This is a genomic window from Bacillus sp. S14(2024), from assembly GCF_050473785.1.
Lineage (GTDB): Bacteria > Bacillota > Bacilli > Bacillales > Bacillaceae_G > Bacillus_A > Bacillus_A yunxiaonensis.
Genome location: NZ_JBFLUP010000006.1, coordinates 1,700,519 through 1,723,223 on the forward strand (window position 1 = coordinate 1,700,519; position 22,705 = coordinate 1,723,223).

21 protein-coding genes and 1 pseudogene are annotated in these 22,705 nt (G+C 35.8%); 15 read left to right on the forward strand and 7 right to left on the reverse strand.

Annotated features, from left to right (window positions below):
- Positions 1-21: 21 nt before the first annotated feature.
- Together AB1279_RS09030 and AB1279_RS09035 are read left to right on the forward strand one after the other, a co-directional pair.
- Positions 22-372: an ASCH domain-containing protein gene (locus AB1279_RS09030; protein WP_016115601.1), complete on the forward strand. Its 351-nt coding sequence runs from the start codon at positions 22-24 to the stop codon at positions 370-372.
- An 18-nt stretch (positions 373-390) separates the two neighbouring features.
- Positions 391-831 carry a hypothetical protein gene (locus tag AB1279_RS09035; RefSeq protein WP_429754450.1) on the forward strand — a complete coding sequence of 147 codons (441 nt, stop codon included), beginning with the start codon at positions 391-393 and terminating at the stop codon, positions 829-831.
- Positions 832-1,719: 888 nt separating this feature from the next.
- Here AB1279_RS09035 and AB1279_RS09040 read toward each other — a convergent pair.
- The gene (locus AB1279_RS09040; protein ID WP_429758472.1) at positions 1,720-3,150 is read right to left on the reverse strand and encodes an IS4 family transposase; all 1,431 of its coding nucleotides are present in this window, start codon (positions 3,148-3,150) and stop codon (positions 1,720-1,722) included.
- 441 nt (positions 3,151-3,591) lie between these two features.
- Between AB1279_RS09040 and AB1279_RS09045 the strand changes: the two genes are divergently transcribed.
- The 5 genes from AB1279_RS09045 to AB1279_RS09065 all read left to right on the forward strand — a co-directional run bounded on the left by AB1279_RS09045 (position 3,592) and on the right by AB1279_RS09065 (position 8,905).
- Entirely contained in the window at positions 3,592-4,188 is a 597-nt protein-coding gene (locus tag AB1279_RS09045; protein ID WP_429758473.1) for a TetR/AcrR family transcriptional regulator, read from the forward strand.
- A gap of 62 nt (positions 4,189-4,250) precedes the next feature.
- Positions 4,251-5,393, forward strand: a complete 1,143-nt coding sequence (locus AB1279_RS09050) for an MFS transporter (protein ID WP_429758474.1) — start codon at positions 4,251-4,253, stop codon at positions 5,391-5,393.
- A 419-nt stretch (positions 5,394-5,812) separates the two neighbouring features.
- On the forward strand, positions 5,813-6,037 hold the full coding sequence (locus AB1279_RS09055) for a hypothetical protein (RefSeq protein ID WP_028402268.1): 225 nt from the start codon (positions 5,813-5,815) through the stop codon (positions 6,035-6,037).
- Positions 6,038-6,434: 397 nt separating this feature from the next.
- On the forward strand, positions 6,435-7,019 hold the full coding sequence (locus AB1279_RS09060) for a TetR/AcrR family transcriptional regulator (protein WP_028402269.1): 585 nt from the start codon (positions 6,435-6,437) through the stop codon (positions 7,017-7,019).
- 59 nt (positions 7,020-7,078) lie between these two features.
- Positions 7,079-8,905 carry an alpha/beta fold hydrolase gene (locus AB1279_RS09065; protein WP_429758475.1) on the forward strand — a complete coding sequence of 609 codons (1,827 nt, stop codon included), beginning with the start codon at positions 7,079-7,081 and terminating at the stop codon, positions 8,903-8,905.
- Between the two features lie 47 nt (positions 8,906-8,952).
- Here AB1279_RS09065 and AB1279_RS09070 read toward each other — a convergent pair whose 3' ends face one another.
- The 3 genes and pseudogenes from AB1279_RS09070 to AB1279_RS09080 all read right to left on the reverse strand — a co-directional run bounded on the left by AB1279_RS09070 (position 8,953) and on the right by AB1279_RS09080 (position 10,963).
- The gene (locus AB1279_RS09070) at positions 8,953-9,051 is read right to left on the reverse strand and encodes an IS3 family transposase (RefSeq protein ID WP_350495082.1); all 99 of its coding nucleotides are present in this window, start codon (positions 9,049-9,051) and stop codon (positions 8,953-8,955) included.
- Between the two features lie 140 nt (positions 9,052-9,191).
- Positions 9,192-9,392, reverse strand: a pseudogene (locus AB1279_RS09075) (IS6 family transposase); the annotation flags it as partial.
- Positions 9,393-9,532: 140 nt separating this feature from the next.
- A complete protein-coding gene (locus tag AB1279_RS09080) occupies positions 9,533-10,963 on the reverse strand; it encodes an IS4 family transposase (RefSeq protein ID WP_429758476.1) in 1,431 nt (476 codons plus the stop codon).
- Between the two features lie 187 nt (positions 10,964-11,150).
- On the opposite strand from AB1279_RS09080, the gene AB1279_RS09085 reads away from it, so the two are divergent.
- From AB1279_RS09085 to AB1279_RS09095, 3 genes are all read left to right on the forward strand, one after another.
- A complete protein-coding gene (locus AB1279_RS09085) occupies positions 11,151-11,438 on the forward strand; it encodes an ArsR/SmtB family transcription factor (protein WP_098720189.1) in 288 nt (95 codons plus the stop codon).
- Between the two features lie 114 nt (positions 11,439-11,552).
- Positions 11,553-12,749 (forward strand): MFS transporter, encoded by a 1,197-nt coding sequence (locus AB1279_RS09090; RefSeq protein ID WP_429758477.1) that lies wholly within the window; start codon positions 11,553-11,555, stop codon positions 12,747-12,749.
- Between the two features lie 428 nt (positions 12,750-13,177).
- The gene (locus AB1279_RS09095) at positions 13,178-13,555 is read left to right on the forward strand and encodes an MmcQ/YjbR family DNA-binding protein (protein ID WP_429758478.1); all 378 of its coding nucleotides are present in this window, start codon (positions 13,178-13,180) and stop codon (positions 13,553-13,555) included.
- A 1,709-nt stretch (positions 13,556-15,264) separates the two neighbouring features.
- Here AB1279_RS09095 and AB1279_RS09100 read toward each other — a convergent pair.
- A complete protein-coding gene (locus AB1279_RS09100) occupies positions 15,265-15,654 on the reverse strand; it encodes a hypothetical protein (RefSeq protein ID WP_429758479.1) in 390 nt (129 codons plus the stop codon).
- A 449-nt stretch (positions 15,655-16,103) separates the two neighbouring features.
- Here AB1279_RS09100 and AB1279_RS09105 point away from each other — a divergent pair, with 449 nt between their 5' ends.
- The 3 genes from AB1279_RS09105 (at position 16,104) to AB1279_RS09115 (ending at position 18,603) form a co-directional block, all read left to right on the forward strand.
- Positions 16,104-16,409 carry a hypothetical protein gene (locus tag AB1279_RS09105; RefSeq protein ID WP_429748364.1) on the forward strand — a complete coding sequence of 102 codons (306 nt, stop codon included), beginning with the start codon at positions 16,104-16,106 and terminating at the stop codon, positions 16,407-16,409.
- Positions 16,410-16,784: 375 nt separating this feature from the next.
- On the forward strand, positions 16,785-17,324 hold the full coding sequence (locus AB1279_RS09110) for a DUF420 domain-containing protein (RefSeq protein ID WP_429754264.1): 540 nt from the start codon (positions 16,785-16,787) through the stop codon (positions 17,322-17,324).
- A gap of 115 nt (positions 17,325-17,439) precedes the next feature.
- Positions 17,440-18,603, forward strand: a complete 1,164-nt coding sequence (locus AB1279_RS09115) for an iron-containing alcohol dehydrogenase (protein WP_429758480.1) — start codon at positions 17,440-17,442, stop codon at positions 18,601-18,603.
- A gap of 306 nt (positions 18,604-18,909) precedes the next feature.
- Here the strand turns inward: AB1279_RS09115 and AB1279_RS09120 are convergent, their stop codons facing one another.
- A complete protein-coding gene (locus tag AB1279_RS09120; RefSeq protein ID WP_336481266.1) occupies positions 18,910-19,152 on the reverse strand; it encodes a hypothetical protein in 243 nt (80 codons plus the stop codon).
- A 193-nt stretch (positions 19,153-19,345) separates the two neighbouring features.
- Here AB1279_RS09120 and miaA point away from each other — a divergent pair, with 193 nt between their 5' ends.
- Together miaA and hfq are read left to right on the forward strand one after the other, a co-directional pair.
- A complete protein-coding gene (gene miaA, locus AB1279_RS09125) occupies positions 19,346-20,296 on the forward strand; it encodes a tRNA (adenosine(37)-N6)-dimethylallyltransferase MiaA (protein ID WP_429758481.1) in 951 nt (316 codons plus the stop codon).
- 25 nt (positions 20,297-20,321) lie between these two features.
- The gene (gene hfq / locus AB1279_RS09130; protein ID WP_000813896.1) at positions 20,322-20,546 is read left to right on the forward strand and encodes an RNA chaperone Hfq; all 225 of its coding nucleotides are present in this window, start codon (positions 20,322-20,324) and stop codon (positions 20,544-20,546) included.
- A 286-nt stretch (positions 20,547-20,832) separates the two neighbouring features.
- On the opposite strand, the gene AB1279_RS09135 is transcribed toward hfq, so the two are convergent.
- Positions 20,833-22,602: a collagen-like repeat preface domain-containing protein gene (locus AB1279_RS09135; protein ID WP_429758482.1), complete on the reverse strand. Its 1,770-nt coding sequence runs from the start codon at positions 22,600-22,602 to the stop codon at positions 20,833-20,835.
- Between the last annotated feature and the right edge of the window lie 103 nt (positions 22,603-22,705).

The window sequence follows — 22,705 nt, forward strand, 5'->3', positions numbered from 1 at the left end:
AAAAAAAGGAGAGTGCCCCAGATGACAAACCAAAATGAAACGAACGCTTTACCGCCAAAAACATGTACGATTGAACGTCTTATCACGATTCAGGAGGACATTGAAAAAGTGCTTGCAGGACAGAAAACGGCTACTCGACGCAACGGGAGATATGCAGATGTCGGGGAAGTGATGGAGCTTCAAGGTCACCGGTATGTTGTGGAGAAGGTCTATTCGCAGTCACTTGGCGAATTGACTGATGAGCATGCCCGTCAAGAAGGTTATGCGAATGTGGAGGAATATAAGCAATCTATCCTGTCTCTTCACCCTGGCATGCCATGGCTGCCAAATATGAGAGTTTGGGTTCATGAGTTCCGTCCCATCGAAGGTTAATGTGATATAAGGATGGACATGTTGTATCGACTGCTTCTGTATGTACATATTTTCAGTGTAATCTTATCCATCGGCCCGTTTTTTGTATTGCTTCCGCTCATCAAAAAACTGCGGGCTTCAGAGACCCACGCGCGGCAGGCTTATCTGGATGTATTCCGATTTTCGGTCAGGCTGGCCAAGCATGCCGGGCATGTGCTGGTTGCATCCGGGGTTCTGCTTGTACTGGCGGGCCCTTGGACTTGGAAGACCCCTTGGATAGTGATGACTCTTATTCTCATGGCGAGTTCATTATTTTTCCTGGCCCGCGCCTTTTCGCCGACCATTCGGAAATTCAGCGAAACGGGCCAAGACAAGGACGCCTTGATTCAATTGTTGCGGCGTTCTGTTTGGATTTACATTGTTCTTTTAATGGCGATGTTATGGTTCATGGTGACAAAGCCTGCGTTGTGGCAGGGGTGATGAATCTAGGGCGAATAGCGGTTTTGTGTGATTGCCGTTTGAATTCGCCGGGCGACATGGAACAAGGACAAGCCTACTCTGTAAAATAAATAAGTGATATTATCTATCTTTATTCATAAAGATAAGAGGTCATATATAATGTTACACATTATATATATGTATTGGTACATTGCTCAATAAGAGTGATGTACTTTTTTATTATATAGACTCCTCTATGACCTCATATACAACAACAACAATTTCAAAAAAGGGTGTTTACAACAACATAGCTTTTGAATTAACAAGATACACAATAATTGGCATTAAAATTGCTCAGGGCATAAAAGCTCTGAGCGTTTATTATACATTGGCTTATTGAACAAACGCCACATTAATCACTTATATATTGCCAGGATGGATAGAAAAATACATATAACTGCTGAAGTAAATAAGATGACAGAAGTTACAAGACTTCTCCTAAATTTAATAGCATATGTACAAAAAAAGATTGCCGCAGCTAATTTTGAACAGCTTTGAAAATAACCATTATTCGAAAAAAGTGAACTGCTAAAAATAATTGAAATAAGCAAAGTTGTAGAAATTAGTATTTTAAACCACAAAGGCTCTTTTAGGAATTGTTTAATCATAAATTTTATCCGCTGCATAACGGTATGACTCCCTTCAATACAATTTCATTTCCAATTAAGCATATGATGTATTCTTGAAAAGCAATACTTACCTTTTGCAATGGTTGTAACATAGGTATTAACAGCGTAATAAGGGGTACTGACGCATACCCATCAAGCTAACCAAGTAAATTACTAGATATGAAACGATCCTTGTTTCATATCTGGTAATTTATAGAAAGGTAGGCATGCTAAAGAAGCCTATTAAAACGTGATTTTTTCGCTAGGCAACTTGTCTATGCTTCACCGTCGTTTTATACACAATCCCTAGAATATCAAAGACGGTCACCTTCTTATACCTATGACATTTACGACCGTTCTTTTTGAGCAGCTGATAAAGGCGATGCAGAATTTTTAAAAGTTTTTCTGTGCCAACGGCTATCGCTTGAAACAGTAATGGAAAGTAATCTTTAATCATATAAATCGCTTTGTATTCACTCAGCTCCTGTTTTTTCTTTTCAAGCAGAAACTGACGCATTTGAAACATCGTAGAAGAACAGAGGAGAATGCCGATGAGTTGTCCATATAAATGGCACTCTAGGCGTTCTCTTTTTATATTTTGACATTCATCAATTTTAAAGAGTGACTTCCACGTTTTAAACAAAATTTCAATCTGCCAACGAAGTGAATATAATGGATGCACGTAGTTCGTCGGTACTTCTTCTAGCGACGTGTTCGTGATATATACATTCATGCCCATTAAACGTTTACTTTTATCCTTCATGACAATGCCTTTCTTCTTTTCACGTATCGCTTGGTTTTTCAGACGTGTTTGCGTTTGATCATCGGTTAAACGATGGATAATAACACGTGCTGGAAGTTTCTGATTTTGGCCAATGTATGCCTTAGGGATTTCTATCATTTCACCAGGGATTAGATCAGACATCATTTGTGTCATATCAAGCTGGATGTATTCTGTCTGCTTTTTTAACGTATCATTGTTGAAGTATTCTGGTTCAGGGTTCTTGGTATAAATGCGTGTATTCAGCTTCAACCGTGAGATATAGTAAGCCTCTTTATCATGAATGGTTTGTAAGTCTCCTAAATCGAAGTAACCAAGATCACGTAAATACAAATCGCCTGCTTCTACGGTTTCAAGGCAAATGGTACCGTATGTTTTATCATTATTCTTTCCCGGTCCAAGCTGCACGTTAAGAAATTGACCACTAAGTAAATCATATTCCAATTGGATTTTCACGCCTGCCTTATTACTACTCCCACCTGAACCTTGATAGTCAGTAGCGAATTGATCAGGTAGTTGAAACACTGTTGCATCTAGAATACGGATACGATTGAAAGTAGAGATCACGTGTGTAGAAAGTGAGTGATTTGAACAGAGTTTTTGTGTGAGAAGGGAAGTAAACACTTCTCGAAGAAATGCGACAGCTGCTGGATTAAAGCGTTGATTCAGTCTTTCTGGGCTCATGAGTGTAGCTGTATTTGTATAAAGCTGACTGCATAATCGAGTAAGAGAATCGCTTGCTACGTGTTGACTAATCCAAATACATAAAGCGGCCAAATCACGTGCGCCATATTTACTTTTACGTTTTACGAAACCCGTCTCCTGTGCGAACTGTTGAAGGATGCTTGGGGATAGATATCGCTGTAATTCTTCAGCGAATAAATGAAACTCATCTTGAATCGATAGAGTCATACAAAACGCCATCCTTTCTGTATTTTTCTACAAAAAGAATAGCGTTTTTTTTGTTATATGGATACAAATTTACCTTAGATTGATAGCGATGTATGGTAACCCCAATTAGACCAACGACTTCTCCTTGGCTGAGTTTCGCTCCCCGACTTTTCCTATGGAAACGTAGAAAAACAAATAATTAAACAATTTATATTTTGTCTTTTTGTGGCTTTGTAAAATAGATTGATCATTTATAACAAAGTTTGATAATCAATAATAAAGATTGATGAAATTGTTAATTCAAATAAGACTTGTATTTGAATAAGGGAGCTATTTTTAATTATTCGTAATCTAAAATAATCAAATTTTATTTTACAGTAACAATAAAACAAAATTATTGACCACGCGGTACAAAAAAGAGTATTCTATTAATGTTATCTTTAAAATGAGAGGAGGATACGATTGAATAAACGCGGCAGACCCCGAGAGTTTGATTATTCCTCAATTGTAGATGTTGCAATGAAAACATTTTGGTTAAGAGGATATGAGGGGTGTTCTACACAAGATTTATGCAGTGATACAGGACTTGGAAAAGGAAGTTTATACAATACTTTCGGTAGTAAACATGAACTGTATAAACAAGTATTAGAACGCTACCATGAAATTGGGATTAGGGAACAAAAGAAATTGTTAGATACTCCAATTCCAGTTAAAGAACGATTAAGTAATTTTTTTGAATGGGCATTGAAAGAAGACTTTGAGAATATTGATCAAAAAGGATGTTTATTGATTAATGCCAGTATAGAACGTGCTAAAAACGATTTAATGGTACAAGAAATTTTCTCGAAGCATGTTGAACTTCTTAAAAAAGCTATTGAAACAGTGATGGAGGAAGGATTGCAAACAGGTGAAATTTCAAAGAAGCAATCAGCTGAGGAATTAGCTAGTCTGCTTTTAAGCAGTTATTACGGATTCCGTGTTCTTAATGTATCGATGCAAAATCGGATGTTATCTGAACAAGTTATCAAAGGAACAATGGAGTCTATTTGTGGCGCTTAGTGCGCTCTTTTTTCGCACTATTTTTGTACCGATCATTACAATAATGAATAAGGAGTGTTTTTATGCCATCGATTATTTATTTATTAGCTTTAGCAATCTTTTGTATGACTACATCAGAATTTATGGTTGCAGGTATGATGAATGAACTTGCTCTTGCATTCCAGGTTTCTGTATCATCTATTGGGTATTTAATTTCAGCTTATGCAGGAGCAATGGTAATAGGAGGCCCCATTTTAACTGCAATCCTCTTACGAATGCGCAGCAAACAAGCATTATTGTTTTTAATGTTCGTATTTTTAATTGGTCAATCGCTCGGAGCTATTGCTTGGAACTATGATATTATGATGATTTCACGTATTATAACTGGTATTGCTTCAGCTTCAGCTTTTGGAGTTGCGATTTCCTTTTCTGCAACATTGGTTCACTCTGATTCAAGGGGAAAAGCTGCATCAATTGTACTTGCAGGTTTAATGTTCGCAACTGTATTAGGTTTACCTATAACAACCGTTATTTCGCAATATTTTGGCTGGCGTATTAGTTTTGGGGCTGTTTCTGTTCTTGTGCTAATATCAGGGATTATGATTCAACGGTTGTTACCATCATCTTCAAATAAAGAGCAATTAAATTGGAAAGACGAACTTCTGCGATTTAAGAATATTCATCTTTGGGCAGCGTACGTAACAAGTATGTTCATTATTGGTGGTACGTTTGCAGCATTTAGTTATTTCACTCCTATCTTTACAAATGTCACAGGCTTTTCAAGTGCAAGTATTCCATATTTACTTGCTCTCTATGGTAGTGCGACGGTAATTGGGAATATAATAATTGGCAAGTTCGCTGATAAATTTACAATGAAAATACTTATGGGTGGATTAATTATATTAATCATAGCGTTGTCTTTATTTGCTTTAAGTGCAGAGAATAAATACATTGCAGTTATTTCTACGATTTTTATTGGTTTAACTGGTGTAGCATTGAATCCAGCTATGGTTGCGAGGGTGATGAAAACAGCTAGTAATGGAATAATGATAAATACCGTTCATAGTTCTTTTATTACGCTAGGTATTGTTATTGGTTCGTCACTAGGTGGTCTTGGGATCAGTAAAGGATATGGTTTTGTATCTCCGCTATGGATTGGAGCTTGTTTAGCTATCCTTGGGGTAATTTCATTATTCCCATATTTACATAATGGAAAGGCAGATTAAGATGTTTAAAATCTCTTTATATGGGGTCACCATACATGCCCATCAACCTAAGAAAACAGGTCACCCCCAAAACGATAAATAAGTTTTTTCGTTTTGGGGGTGTAATAAAACTTTAGCTTGATGGGCATGGGGTACTGACGGCAAAACGCGGATTTTATACGCTAAAGATATGCAGGATTTCATGCAGACTACGAGAACAATCTGAACTGTCAAATGCTATTGTGACAGTAATGTATGAAACCTTGCATACAGAGAAGGGAACAGAAAGTTGGCAAACTCTTGGTATGAATGGCTTTCTGAGATTTGGTTACTGTTGATAATGATACGTTATGTTAACCAAGCATGAATACGATATACATTCATTTTTTACAGAAATTGTTTATTTTCAATGGTAAAATACGTAGGGGAGGAGGGTTATTATGGAGAAACATCGTTTTAGAAATCTATTTTTCTGTTTTGTTATTCTCCTAATGTTAGTAGCTTGTCAAAAAGAATATAGCGGTAAGTTAGTACAGTGGGGTGATACTGCTAATAGTGTTGACACAACTAAACTAAAAAGAAATAACATTCCATATGAAATAAAAGACGGTAAATTGTATATTCCTAAAGATGCAGTAAGTGATGCTACATATTGCTGTACATAAGTAATGATGTAAGTCCCTTTCTAAATAAAGAGAAGGGTTTGCAATAACTTCCGCTAACGATAATTATGTAAATGAGCTGACTTATTTTATTCTTTGCTTAGCGTGGGGGTTTTCTAAAATGCTGGCGATGCCCTTTGTACTCTGAATAATGGTTTTCCGGTTATGTCTGTTAACCGGAAAATTGAAATATCAAATCTATTTCCTAAAGTGACACTTGACTGGAAGCCTCTAATTTTTAGTTCGGTCACAATATATTCGGATTGAGTATTTATCCAGGCTCGTACTTCTATGGGGAATTCTTTAGGAGTATTGATACCTCCATAGTGATTTTTATATTTGTATGCATTTCATCAATCATTCCCTTGACTCTCCATTTGTAGTACTGTATAGTACTAATATGAAAAAAAATACACTTAGTAATAAAGATATTGCTCTGCAATCCGCTTTTACATTGTTTCTTACTAAAGGTTTTCTGGCAACAAGCATGGACGACATAGTCGCACGTAGCAAAGTTTCAAAAACGAACATTTATTATTATTTTAAGAGCAAGGAGGAGCTGCTGCTCGCTATTGTTAATCAGTTGATAGCACATTACGAGCAGCGAATTAATTATATTGTGTCTCAAACTGAGCTCACCGTTCAGGAGAAATTAGAAGCGGTACTCCACATTTTAAGCGATACTATTGAACAAAATAACTACCTTGGCGGTTGTCCTTTCCTGACTCTGTATACACAGACGCCTATTGACGCGGTTGAAATTAGAGATAGAATCAAGAGTTTTTTTGAAAAACAGCTGCATGGTGTTGAATTGATTTTAGCCCAAGGGATTGCACGACAAGAACTAAAGGAAGAGCTGCCCGTTAAACAAACAGCTATGTTGATTGTCTCCTCTATTGAGGGTGCTCTCTTCTTGGCTCAAGCTTCTAACAACCAAGATATGATCAAAAATTTATTTCCTGCTTTAGCTTCCATGCTAAAGTAATATTTTTAGATATATTAGTACTAATTAGTACTATAAAATAATAAAGGAGTGTTTTTATTATGAATATCTTCATGACCGGCGGAACTGGTTATATTGGACGTCATTTAATCGCTGAGTTAGCTTCTCAGCATCAGATTTATGCACTTGTACGTCAAAAAAATCGTCTTCTTACCATCATCAATCAACTGGCACCCGATCAACAGAACAACATTGTTCCTGTTATCGGTGATCTAACGCAGCCTCGATTAGGTTTAAGTGATGACAGCTACAAGCAATTACTTGCAACTGATCTAATTATTCATGCAGGAGGTCCAATGAATATTGAGTTGAACCTCAGTGAAGCTGAGCAGTCTTTCCTCGCCCCTGCAAAATCCCTTGCTCGGCTAGCACAGGATATCCACGCTGCAAAAGAATTAAAGCATTTTATCCATGTCGCAGGCTTTATGAGTCCCTATCATGAACAAAATGCATTGTTGGATCTAGATCATTTGCTGGACAATCAACCGCCTTATGAAAAAATGAAGTTTTTAGCCGACTCTTATATACGAAAATCTCTTCATAACATGAGCATTCCCTTATCTACTGTTAATCCTAGTGTAATCGTCGGAGACTCCTTCTCAGGGAAAACAGAACAGATTGGAGGCCTTAGTATCTTAGTCGATGCCGTAAGGCGAAATCTTATGCCGCTTGTTCCAGGCGGCGACGATTATTGGTTACCAATGGTTCATATTGATCATGTGGCTTCGTTTATTTCAAAACTTGCTAATACAGAAGGGTTATCAAGCAATACCTACTATCTTTTAGATTCTAAGCAAGAGAGTCCGTCGATCCGAACTTTCATCAAACTCATGGCACACGAATTGCAGACAACAAAGCCGTTAGGAACTATACCGCTTCCGTTATTGAAAACTGTACTTAGAATGGGTGCTGGTAAGATGCTTGGTATTCCTAAAGAATCCATGAGTTTTCTTGTTAAGTCGGAATTCCCTGTTTACAGTAAATTAGAAATAGAACAAAGGAACGGCAGAAATTCATTCGTAGTTCCGTCCACGCTCCCTTTTATCATTAGTGATTTGGATTATCGGTTAAATCATTTAGGCCTGAATCAAAATGAGCAGAAAGATTTTAGTCAACGAAGAAGGGCTAACTTAGTTTCGCTAGAGAAAGATAGGAATGAAACGCCTATTATTTTTCTTCATGGGACGTTCAGCAATGCCGATGCCCTTTTGCCCCTCTCACAATTTTTAAGCAGTTTAAATACTTGGTTCGTAGATTTACCTGGATTTGGGCGTACCCCTTATCACCATAATCCTTCTGTGCTAGAAGGCTATGTAGAGAGCATTTCCACTATGATCACTGAGTTGAACAGACCCGTTATATTAGTGGGGCATTCATTTGGCGGATTGATTGCGGCTCAAGTGATGGAACGGCTGCCCTCACTGATCAAACAACTCATTTTATTGCAGCCAGTACTGCATCCTATCCAACCTAAATATAGATTTCGACGTATTACAAGTTTCGTTCTAAAATATATGGAGCCCGCCCGTTTGGAAAAAGAGCTACTTCAAGCCAATAGCTTCAGAACATCCAGTCAGTTATTGAGTAATTACGCTCATTCTGTGGTCCGTGATTTAAAATCCCCCCGTATACGCAAAACTAACGCTACGGTCATGTCTTGCTTAACTATATCAAAATCCATTCAGTTAAATCCCGAGACATGGGATAAGAGGAAAATTAAGATACTATGGGGAGCTTTGGACAAAGATCATCATGTCCCAAAGCAGTTTGAACACTTGGATATTACACGTATTCAGTACGGTCATCAGTTTCCTGTTGAATCTCCTGAACTAACTGCTCAATGGATTTCTCAAGCTGTAACAGTATAAAGGTTCTTTTGATAGTATTGATGGAGGTGTGGATTGTCAACACAAATTCAGACTGCTTTTTTAAGGGCTCGTTTTCTGAACTCAACTGGACTTAAATAACCTAAAGTTCCATGAACACGATGATGGTTAAACTGGTTCTGTTGCAAAGTTTGAAAAAAGCATAAACAGGTTGGTAAATGAAGAACAATGTTTAGGAAGTAGCTAGTAATTGTTGAAGTTCATTGTACGTTGAAAAGGCGGAGTCTCTTTGAAGACTTCGCCTTTGTTTATATAGGGCATGAATGGTTTCATAAGGTGCAGATTTATTTTTTACTTTCCAAATTTGATAGATGGGATTGCCATATTCATGAATCCATCGCATGATGGTTGTTGGGTGCACTGAAATACCACGTTCTTTCAGGATTTCAGATACATCACGATAACCTAAAGAAAAACGGCAGTAGTAGCCGACAGCTACTAAAATAATATCTTTCTGGGGTAGCACCACATGCCCATCAACCTAAGAATATCTTTTATACCCACTGGGGGATAATTCAACAATTAAAAAGCTCATGTTTAGATAAGATTCCTGATTCCTCCTAAAAATAAGCATACCAAAAAAGCCCCAGATCTGGTGCTTTTCAAAAATTATGCAACTTGTTTCATCTTCTCGTTTCGTTCGTACACAATTCCAAAAATGTCAAAGACCGTTTTCTTTTCATATCTGTGAGACTTTCGACCGTTCTTGTCTAGAAGTGAGTAGAGTCGAAGGAGTACCTTTGTGAGATGCTCGGCATCTTGCTGTATGGCTTTGTGTAAGAGAAGAAGATAGTCTTTTATCATATACACCGCCTTATATTCGCTCAGCTCCTTTTTCTTTTTTCGTAGGAGCAACTCCCGCATTTGAAACATAGTGGAAGAACAAATAAGAATACGTATGAGCTGCCCATAAATATGGCACTCTAAACGCTCCAGCTTCACTTCTTTACACATATGAATGGCAAAGAGGGATTTCCACGTTTTAAACAGAATTTCTATTTGCCAGCGGAGGGAATAAAAATCGTGAATCATTTCTGTTGCTAAATATTCCGCTGGAATATTTGTACAGTATAGATTAATAGCACTTAAGCGTTTACTTCTTTCTTTATAAGTAATGCCTTTTTTCTTCTCTTTCTTCGCCATATCTTTCTCACGGTTACGCAGTTGTTGTTCCGTCAGTCGATACAGAATGACCCGAACAGGCAGTTTCTCGCACATACCGATATAGACTTCTGATAATTCTCTTGTTTCCCCTGGTTGTAATGTGTCCAGAAACTGCTCTACATCTATCTGGATGTACTCTGATTGTTTTTTAATTGCCCCGTTCCGAAACGTCTCTGGGTTTGGGTTTTTATAATAAACTCGTGTGTTAAGCTTTAATCTAGAAAGAAAGTATGCTTTCTTTTCATCAATCTTCCGAAAATCCTCTATTGAAAAATAACCAAGGTCCCCTATACGGACATCACCTTTTTCTAAAGAATCGATACACTTTGAACCGTATACTTGGTCATTTTCTTTTCCTTCTCCCACATGTAGATGAAGTACATCTCCGCTTAACAGATCACATTCAAATTGAATTTTCACACCCGCAGTATGAGCACTTCCACCAGCTCCTCCATATTTATCTGCAAACGCATCGGGTAGTTGAAACACTGTAGAATCTAACACACGAATCCGACGGAAATGCTCTGTATGAATACTAGAAATAGCAGGCTCTGTGGCAATCTTTTTTTGCATTAGCTCGGTGAGAATGTCATGTAAGAGTTGAACAGCAGCAAGGTTAAACCGCTCATTCAATCCTTGTGGACTGATGAGTACACCTGTTCCAGCCTCTAATGCACTGCATAGTTGATTTAGAGGTTTGCTTGCCACTTTGTCACTCAACCATACACATAGCGACACAAGACTTTTCCCGTTATATTTACTTGTCCGACGGACAAATCCTACATCTTTTGCGAGTCTCTGAAGAATTTGAGGGGATAAATGGTAGTGTAATTCCTGAGCGAAGAGTTGAAACTCTTCTGTTAGTGAAATATCCATAAAAACGCCACCCTTCTCAATAATCTTACTAAAAGGATAGCGTATTTATGGATTAGGGGCCCATCATTCGATTGGCTTGATGGGCATGCGGCAGGACACCTATTATAAATTTTGTATTATTTTTACAAGAATTAACTTTTTCCAAAAAATTCTTGCTTTCTTAATTTGAAAATTGTACGATAGTTTCATGATTATCAAACTAAAAGATGATGAAATTAGAAGTCAAATTTTTAAAGCACTCGCTGATGAATCTAGGATTAAAATTGTTCGTGCGCTTTATCATAGCCATCAGGAACTAAGTTGTGGAGAGGTAGGTGAAAGGTGCGATATAAATAAAACTACTGCTTCATATCATTTTAAGACTTTACGTGAAGCAGGATTAACGCTTGTGAGAAAAGACGCTCGAACAAAGTATGTCAAGCTTAACTTAGAAGTTTTTAAAACTTATCTTCCAGGTTTTTTAGAGACTCTTTAAAGAAGAGTCTCTAAATTTCAATTTATATTCGATAGTTCAAAAGTTATAAAACTATGCTCTTTTGTTTGATAGTTCTAAAGTTGTAAAACTATAAGAGGAAGGTGTTTCTTTATTATGAAAAAAGTGTTAACTTTATTTTTTTCTATCATGTTTGTTATTGGAACTGATACTTTTATAATTTCTCCTTTACTTCCTACGCTTAGAGAACAATATCATGTTTCAACAGATATTTCAGGTTGGATGGTAAGTTCCTATGCTTTGGGCTATGCTATTTTCGCACTTATAGCAGGACCAATATCTGATGGATTAAATCGAAAAAAAGTAATGATTTATGGGATGATTGCTTTTTCCGCATCCACCTTTTTGTGTGGATTAGCTCCTAATTTTTGGTCTATGGTAATATTTCGCTTTATTGCTGGAATCAGTGCAGCATTTGTTACGCCTCAAGTATGGGCGTCTATTCCTATGTTAGTGCCACCACAAAAAATTATTAAAAGTATGGGAGTTGCTACAGCAGGCTTATCAGTTTCACAAATGTTAGGATTGCCAATAGGTGGATATTTGGCATCATATAACTGGTTTATTCCATTTTTTACAATTTCAGGATGTGCTTTAATTCTTATCTTTGCTATTGGATTCACCTTGCCTAGTATTCAACCAAACGCTAGCACAACTAATCAACAATCTATTTTGAATCGTTATAAATCATTATTTTCAGAACCTAAAGCGGCAAAAGTATTTTTTGCTTATTTCTTATTTCAGACAGGTAACTTTGCGGCCTTCTCATTCTTTGGTACATGGTTATCTGACGACTTTCAGTTAAATGTGACACAACTTGGTGTTGCTATGCTAATCTTAGGATTAGGAAACACTATCGGTAGTTTCTGGGGGAATATTATTATTAAAAAGCTTGGGCAATCACGTTCTTTATTTTATGGAATTATTCTATTAGCTGCTTTCTATGTCTTTTTACCATATTCTACAAGCATTACCATAGTTCAAATAAATTTCTTTTTGATGTTCTTCTTAGGAGGCTTAATTTTCCCATTAATTATGAGCCTGTTACAATCACTATCTACTACTGCTAGAGGAACAATAGCAGCACTAACTAATACAGCCATGTATGCCGGTACCACTATAGGAGCATCTCTTGGAGGATTTTTATACGCATATTATAATGGGTTCCAGGCTATTAGCATATTTACAACCATTATGTTTCTTCTGTCTGCCTTCACTTTCAAAGTGAGTGGAATTTTAAGTAATTCAAATGAGAAACCACAAAATGTAAAAACCGTAAAGAGTAATGCATAATTAGATACATATTACTTATAAAAACCCGAAAGCCCCCGGACTTAGTTCACAAAGTTGGGGGCTTTCGCATACAGATTACAAAAAACTTGAGACAATAACAAAATTAATTCTCAGCTATTAGGGGTCACCATACATATCCATCAACTTAAGAAAAATAAATGCCCCCAAAACGAAAAATGAGCTAACTTCTCAGAGTAACTACCTGTAGAGAAAGAAAATTTTCATTTAGGGGGGATATTAAAACATTAGGTTGATGGGCATGTGGCGGGACCCCAGATAGGAGTAATTGTTATGTATATGAAATAAAGTCACGATGTTTATAAGAAAGACGCGAAGTTTTGAATAAAGTTGCGACGTTTATAAAAAAGATGCGGTGATTTATCTTTTCAATTAAAGTGGTGATAAATTTTTACATAAGGAGTCTAGTTATGGAGAAACATATGTTAGAAGATTATTGTCGAAATCAGCCTGGAGCAATTCATGATTATAAAATAGAATGGCAAGCAGATCGTTATCAAGTAGGAAGTAAAATGTTTGCTATGTTTGGTGAGGATTCAGTAGGCAAGCCTATACTATCATTGAAGTGTGATCCTGAGCGTGCTGAATATTTAAGGGAAACATACGAAGGTATTATCCCTGGATATTACATGAATAAAGTGCACTGGAATTCCATTTATTTAGATGCTGATATTCCTAAAGAGTTATGGGAGAAGTTGATTATTCATTCTTATGAGTTAGTTTTTCAAAAGTTACCTAAAAAGATTCAAAAAGAAATAGATAATATGGTAAAGAACGTAAAAAAGTAAATGCATGAGATTAAAGAAATATAGAAAGGGCCTAAATTATTAGTTGTGAATTTGAAATAAAGTTGCGATGCTTTATCTCTTTAATCAAAGAATTCTAAATGAGTTTTAATCAAGCTTTTTTATAAAACTGAAAGTTCATTTGAAAAGAAAAGGATTCATTTTGATTAAACTTTATTCAAAATGAATCTTTTTCTTTTGCTTTAAAATACGTGTTTATAAGATGCTTTTAATCAAGTTTTATTTTAAAGTTACATTTAACTGGGGGACTTTTAATAGTCTCTTAAATACATTAAATTCCGATAATTTTAGATTTTGGTTAAAAAAGCTCATAAAACAACAGTAAGCGACCTCGATCATCCTCTTAGGAATCACAAGGTCGCTTACACTATTTCTTCATTCATGGTATTCGTAATCCTTTCTGTTCATTGCAAATTTTTACTACCCAGCGTATACTAGATACGCTTTCGCCTCCCACTACTCTGGTGGTACCACCCTCTTTTTCAACAGATTTTGGTGTTATACCCTGTACATCATTTGTACATTCGCCTTGCTCTATCCCACTGGATTCACCTTCTTTTTTGATATGTATGTTTTGCTTGTACTTATCATATATCAAGGGTCTAATTTTGTAAATACTAAAAATTATAAATTTTCTAAAAATTAAAAATATACTGGAATTTAACAGTAATTGTAAATTATTACCATATGATTATAGTGTACATACATTGAAATGAATTTGCTCATGATATAGGTATCGGGTACGTAACGGTTGAGCCCAGATCTATATATGGTTCATAACAGAGGTGTATATAGGTCGGTCAAAGATTGTATACAGGTCATTAGTTCATATAAACTATGTGGTTTGTATGCAGTCGGAGAGAAGATTCTATTCGGTGGGGAAAAGGTTTATTGTAGTCGTACGCTAGCTGCTATGATTACAGTAAGGTTCCAACTTATCGGATAGGGTCGAGCTAAGATCGTGCTGAGTGCCGCAGGCTTTAGAGAGCAATTTAGCTCTTATAAGGCTAACGGTCATATATAGCCGAAAGGTTATATATGGTTGTACAGGTATTTTGTACGGTCGAACGAACCATTAGTATGAGTAGCGAACTGCTTGTTTATAGTCGAAAGATTATAGGTGGGTAATAAACTATTTATATTAGTGCAAGGTAGATCGTTACGTGCTCGTGTTGTTCTAAAATTTGATACATAAAATCGAGTATTTAAATTATATTGAGAAGCCAACGAGATCTAATAAGATTTCGTTTTTATTTTAGATGTCATTTTTCAAAAAAGATCGAAGAAGAGCATAAGAGGTTTTTGATATCACTTAACGTGATAGCAAGAAAATTTCCAGAATGTCGATTCCCCTTTCGAATTTTACGTCAATTAGTACCTCGTGTGGGGGCTAGTTGTTTTTTTACAGTAGCAAAGATGAAATTTCACTTTTAGAAACTGTCTTAGCGTATGTTTTCGTTAAAATGTGGGCGAGACTCCATGCCCATCAATCTAAGATTTTGAAGTATCTCCAAAACGGAAATTTCATCCTTTCATAGTTGTCCATAGAAATTTAGTTCATTTTTTTCGTTTTGGAGAAGAACGTATTTCTTACTTGATAGCGATGGGGCGGTACGTCAAAAGGAAAAAATAGAAATTAACAAGTGAATTGGTGTTTTTGTTCATCAAGTTGAATTTAAATAACTATAAAACTAATCTTTTTCAACTGTATATCTAACTTGTTTAAAGTTTACCATGTCTCCATTTTCAGTATCATCTTTAGTTTGCAAAAGTTGAACTTTTGGCTTGTAGTCCGTCCTATGAGCATCTTTGATACCTTTAATGTTAAGTTTGTAGGATTCATCATCTTTTATTTTTTGTTCAAATACTTTTTTATTGGCAACAAAAATAAAGGTCACTTTATTTTCATCAATTCCCTCAGTCATAAATTCTAATTGATTATCTTTTGTTGTAATCGTTGGTGTTAATAATTTAATACTTCCGTTTCCCGTTTTTTTCAAAGAATTTTCTGCTATAGTTGAACATCCGGATAATGTGATGCTGGAAAATAGAATAAAACTTAATCCAATTATCTTTTTCATAAGATCACCCCAACCCCAAAAAAATTTTCGACTTCGTCAGTCGTCAGCAGGGGAATAAATTGTTATTCCCAACCCGTTAGCGTGGAACATAGATGATTAGCCGTCAACTCCTCGAAATTATGCCATAATATAAAAATTTATAAATTATTATTCAAAAAAGATGTATGAGTGATAGGGATTTTTCCTTTTTATTAAAATGATTGTATTCTAGGCATATATGTAATTAATAATAATCACTCTTATTTGATGAGAGGCTGAAATATACTATGTGTAATAAGGGAAGTAAAGGAAATGAAGGAAATGAATTTCTATATTGGCTGAGTGGAGATCAAGCGATAAGGGGAATGCTATTATATGTAATCCCTATTGTCATAGTGAATATAAAATATTTTTCTTGACTTTTTATACCAACACGAGGAAAATAGTGAAAAAGGAAGGGAGGGGTAACGTTGGAGGAATATGTGCTAGATGTATATAATTTTTTGAGTACAACTGACTGGGAAGATATCATTTCAATTGTAAATATTTTATTATGTCTCCAATTCGTCTTTTTATATGCACAAATGAATGGCGCTGACTTCTCTTTAACGTCCCCATCCGACGTACAAGGGAAAATATCGTTAAAGCAAACAAATATAAAACATGTATATTTCCCTTTAATCGTTATTTTCTTTATTCGTTATATTACTGCTGTTGTAAAGAAAAAAGAAGGAGACGACCACTGTAATCCGATTTGTCATTTAGATTTTAAATAAATGATACAAGGAGGAGATTCGTATGTGGATTCGTTTCTTATTAATTGGATTCTTTTCATTAACAGCAATGTCTCTTATAACTTTTCAATTAACTGAGATTTTTCAAGCGTATACTGATATGTTTTTAAATAAAAACTAAAATAGACGTTACAATTTGAAATGTTTAATGTGAAACGGTACAATCCTTCTTAAGTGGTAAAAAACTTAAGGAGGATTTTCTATTTTTATCCTGCTATTCGTGGGCAGTAAGACCCCCACTGATGAAAGTTTCACTTTATATAATTATTTCAAACATTTGTCACATTTACACTGTTGATAATATGTTAAAATAATGAAGCTACTATATACTTTAAGAAGAATGAGGGAGTGAACAATTTGACTGATCGTTCTGTTAAACAGAAGAGCTATGCTCCTGTTGTAATAACGCTTTCTGTGGTCGTCAATGCAATTATTTTGTTCTTATTTTTTGGACCGGTTGGTTACAAAGGACAAGTACATTTTGATGTAAAAATTTTGCCGATGTTAAATGCGATTTTTAATAGTTTTACATTTGTGTTTTTAATCGCAGCATTGTTTTCAATTATTAAAAAGAATGTGAATCTACATAGGGGATTTATTCTTGCAGCATTTACAACTACATTGTTATTTTGTGTTTCGTATTTAACGTATCATTATTTAGCACCAGCAACGCACTTTGGCGGAGAAGGAATCATTAAATATGTATATTTCTTTATTTTAATTACGCATATTTTCCTTGCTGCTATTATTGTACCGCTTGCATTATTTTCTTTAGTATTCGGATTTACAAACCAACTGACACGTCATCGTAAAATTGTACGTTGGACAATGCCAATTTGGTTATATGTAAGTCTTTCAGGTGTTATCGTATACTTAATGATTTCACCTTATTATTAAAAAGAGTCTCAGTTTTAGCTGAGATTCTTTTTTTGTGTAAGCAAATATTTTTGTGAAAAGCTAAATATATGATATATAAAAGTATAGCTACTTTTATTAAGGAAGGATGAGAAGTATGCAAAACTTTGTGTTTCGTAATCCAACAAAGCTTATTTTTGGAAAAGGTCAATTAGAGCAATTAAAAACAGAGGTGCCACAGTATGGGAAAAAAGTTTTACTCGTATATGGTGGCGGAAGTATTAAGCAAAATGGAATTTATGATAACGTGATATCTATACTAAAAGAAATGAATGCAGAAATTTTTGAGTTAAGTGGTGTCGAACCTAATCCGCGTTTATCAACAGTAAACAAAGGAGTTCAAATTTGTAAAGAAAATGATATCGAGTTTATATTAGCTGTAGGTGGTGGCAGTGTAATAGACTGCACAAAAGCTATTGCGGCCGGCAGCAAATACGATGGAGATGCGTGGGATCTTGTTACGAAAAAAGTTATTGCAAAAGAAGCATTGCCTTTTGGAACAGTGTTAACTCTTGCGGCAACAGGTTCTGAAATGAATGCAGGTTCTGTTATTACAAATTGGGAAACAAACGAAAAGTATGGCTGGGGTAGTCCAGTGACGTTCCCGCAATTTTCTATTTTAGATCCGAATCACACAGTATCTGTACCGCGCAACCAAACAATTTATGGAATCGTTGACATTATGTCGCACGTACTCGAACAATATTTCCATCAAGGTACGAATACAATGCTGCAAGATCGATACTGTGAATCTATTTTACAAACGGTTATTGAGACAGCTCCGAAGCTGCTGCATAATTTAGAAAGTTATGAGCACCGTGAAACGATTTTATATTGCGGTACAATGGCGTTAAATGGTATTTTGGCTATGGGCGTACGTGGAGACTGGGCAACGCATAATATTGAACATGCTGTTTCAGCGGTGTATGATATTCCGCATGGCGGCGGCTTAGCAATTTTATTCCCAAATTGGATGAAACATGTTTTACATGAAAACGTAGATCGTTTTAAACAATTTGCAATTCGAGTATTTCATGTTCAAACAGAAGGTAAAACTGATGTTGATATAGCATTGGAAGGAATTGAAGCATTGCGTCAATTTTGGACATCTATTGGAGCGCCATCTCGCTTAGCTGATTACGAGATAGGTGAAGATCAAATTGATATTATGGCTGAAAAGGCAATGGTTTATGGTGAATTTGGGCAATTTAAAAAGCTAAATAAACAAGATGTTTTAGAGATTTATCAAGCATCATTATAAACGAATAAAAAACACTTCTTTATTGAAGTGTTTTTTTATTTGTTAATTTTCTCACCAACATAATATTTGCAGAAGCAGTGAGGGTAACGGTAAGAGAAGTATTCGATGGAATGATGATTCCCCCGCTAATATGAATGAAAATTCATTATAAAATGAAAGACTGATGGATAAAACGGAAATTAGAGAAGAGAAGTCAATATTATTATAAATTATATTTATAAAGCAGCAGGAGGGGAGGATGAACCTGAAATCTCTAAAAAACAGTCATAGCTGAACTGGTTAAACAATTTAAAGCAGAGATTTGATTTAGAATGGATATATCGTTCGACCTGTCACGATGTTATATGCAGAGCAAAATTGTGTTTGTGTATATTCGGTTGTTTTAGCATCTGTCTCATCACTTACAAGCATCGTATGAAACGAGCGCAGTAAACAATTTAGTGCGAAGTATAATTCTTCCTGGGAGCAATTTTTTTCTTTTGTTGCTGTTGCTAAAATTAAATCCTCTAGTAATGAGCAAAAATCAATAGTAGCTTGTCCAACTTTCATAGTATCATCTCCGTTTTCATTTTTAACATGTATATGAAGTGGTTGGACAAAACATGCAAAATAGATTATATTTTTAACGAATATATGTAATTTCAATTACCGTAATAAGATAACTTGCATTTTGACTATTAAAATTGGTAAGATTGGATATAATAAGCAGATGGATAACTTTACATAAAGAGAGTTGAAGTATATGGGAGAAGAAAAACGGGACAAAGTTATTGTTATTATTGGACCAACAGCAGTTGGAAAGACAAAGCTTAGTATTGAACTGGCAAAAGCGTTAAATGGAGAAATTATTAGTGGCGATTCAATGCAAATCTATCGCAATATGGATATAGGTACGGCGAAAGTTACAGAAGAAGAAATGGATGGAATCCCGCATTATATGATTGATATAAAAAATCCAGAAGACTCATTTTCCGTTGCTGAGTTTCAAGAACTTGTGCGTGGTCATATAGCAGATATTACAAAACGTGGTAAACTTCCTATTATTGTTGGTGGAACAGGCTTATATATACAATCGGTATTATATGATTACCAATTTTCTGACGAGCCGGGAGATCCTGTATATCGTAAACAGTTAGAACAACAGGCGGAGGAATATGGTGTAGAGTATGTACATAGGAAGTTAGAAGAGGTTGATTCGATAAGTGCAAAGCGAATTCATCCAAACAATGTAAGACGTGTCATTCGTGCTTTAGAAATTTTTCATGCAACGGGACAGACGATGAGCGATCAATTAGAACAACAGGAAAATGAGTTGCTTTATGATGTTGCTTTAATTGGTTTAACGATGGATCGAGGTTTATTATATAGTCGTATTAATTTACGTGTAGATATTATGATGGAGCAAGGTTTATTAGCTGAAGTTGAACATTTGTATGAAGATGGAGTTCGTGATTGTCAATCTATTCAAGCCATTGGTTACAAAGAATTGTATGAGCATTTTAAAGGGAAAACTTCGTTAGAAGAAGCCGTGACGGCTTTGAAAACAAATTCACGCCGCTACGCCAAACGGCAGTTAACTTGGTTCCGTAATAAAATGGATGTTAATTGGTTTGACGTTACAAGTGGTGAAAAAACCATAGAAATTTTAGAGTATATAGAAGGAAAGCTACAACTTAAGTCGAATAATAAGTAAGTAGAGAAAAAGAGGAGGATTCGACATGAAGCAATCAATCAATATTCAAGATCAATTTTTAAACCAACTCCGTAAAGAGAATACGTTTGTCACGCTGTACTTATTAAATGGTTTCCAACTTCGTGGTCTGATTAAAGGCTTCGATAATTTTACTGTACTGTTGGAAACGGAAGGTAAGCAACAGCTTATTTATAAACATGCTATTTCTACATTTGTTCCACAAAAGAATGTTTCAATTGAATTAGAATAGTACAGAATTGTGCATAGCAAAAAGAGCGAATCATTCGCTCTTTTTTTGTGTTCAAAATATATAGGAATCTTAATTTGAAATCTTTTAATGAATATATAAGCTAAAAAGATTACACCGTTTGATGGTGAGGAGCTATATCTGGCTGTTCGAGAATATCTTGTTGAACTGCAAGCTCCGGTTGTTCAAGAATATCTGATTGAGCAAGAGGTTCTGTTTGCTCGAGAAGCTCCGGTTGTTCAAGAACATCTGGTTGAACAAGAAGTTCTAGTAGTTCGAGAATATCCGGTTAATTTAGAAGCTCGGGCTGTTCGAGAATATCTGATTGAACAAGAGGTTCAGGTTGTTCGGAAATATCTGATTGAACCAGAAATCCTAGTAGTTCGTGAAGAGCTTGTTGAACAAGAGGTTCTGATGGATCAAGAAGAGCCTGTTGCTCGAGAAGTTCAGGTTGTTCGAGGATATCTGATTGAACAAGAAGCTCCGGTTGCTCGAGAATATCTGGTTGATTTAGAAGTTTCGGTTGCTCGAGAGTATCTGATTGATTTAGAGGTTCAGGTTGTTCGTGGATATCCTGTTGAACAAGAAGCTCCGGTTGTTCGAAAATATCTGGTTGATGTAGAAGTTCAGGTTGCTCAGAAATATCTGATTGAACGAGAAGTTCAGTTTGTTCAGAAATATCTGATTGAACGAGAAGTTCAGTTTGTTCAGAAATATCTGATTGAACGAGAAGTTCAGTTTGTTCAGAAATATCTGATTGAACGAGAAGCTCGGGTTGTTCGAGAGTATCTGATTGAACGAGAAGTTCAGGCTGTTCGAGAGTATCTGGTTGATTTAGAAGCTCAGGCTGTTCGAGGATATCTGATTGAACAAGAAGCTCCGGTTGCTCGAGAATATCTGGTTGTTCGTGGATATCCTGTTGGACAAGAAGCTCGGGTTGTTCGAAAATATCTGGTTGATGTAGAAGTTCAGGTTGCTCAGAAATATCTGATTGAACAAGAAGCTCGGGCTGTTCGAGGGTATCTGATTGAACGAGAAGTTCAGATTGTTCAGAAATATTTGATTGAACGAGAAGCTCGGGCTGTTCGAGGGTATCTGATTGAACGGGAAGTTCAGATTGTTCAGAAATATTTGATTGAACGAGAAGCTCGGGCTGTTCGAGAGTATCTGGTTGATTTAGAAGCTCGGGCTGTTCGAGGATATCTGATTGAACAAAAAGCTCTAGTAGTTCGAGGATATCTGATTGAACAAAAAGCTCTAGTAGTTCGAGCATATCTAATTGAACAAGAGGTTCAGGTTGCTCAAGAATATCCTGTTGAACAAGAAACTCTGTTTGCTCGAGAAGCTCAGGTTGAACGAGAAATTCCGGTTGTTCGAGAATATCTGATTGAACGAGAAGTTCCTGTGGCTCGAGAGTATCTGATTGAACGAGAAGCTCCGGTTGTTCGAGAATATCTGATTGAACAAGAAGTTCCTGTGGCTCGAGAGTATCTGATTGAACGAGAAGCTCTGGTTGTTCGAGGATATCTGATTGAACGAGAGGTTCCAGTTGATCTAGAAGAACCTGTTTACTTTGAAATTGGCCATTCATTCCGATTGGCGTAATTTGTAATAAAGTTACTTGTAATTCCTCTGTTTGTTCAATGATATTTTCGAATTCATGATGATTCATCATGGATAATTTTGTAATATGCAGTGAAAAGTTGAGTAAATTTTGTAATTCAATATATACTGTATTTGCTGCAAAAGGTTTCTCGTTCAAAATAGTAATTAAATTTTCGACAATCGCAATGCCAGTTTCTTGCTGTGAAAGTGTTAAGCTTAAACGTTTCAGACCCCCCTTTATTGTTTTTAAGGTGTTTATAAGTTTTTTCGTGTTATATTGTGATGGGTTTGAAAATGCAGATGGAATTATATCAGTTAAGTCACTTAATGCTTTTGAAAAAAGGGTGCCGTACGATTCTCGATTAGGGGTATAATGAACAGCTGGAAGTCGGCGAGGTTGTTTTGGAAAATAAGGTTTTGAGATTTTTTTCTGGTTATCTTTAAAATTAGACATTGAAAGTCTCCTTCCTGAAAGGGATAGTTAAAAACCTATCATAGTAGATGCAAGTAGTATATAAAATGGGATGGAAGAACGAGCCGTTTCTATGAAAAATAAC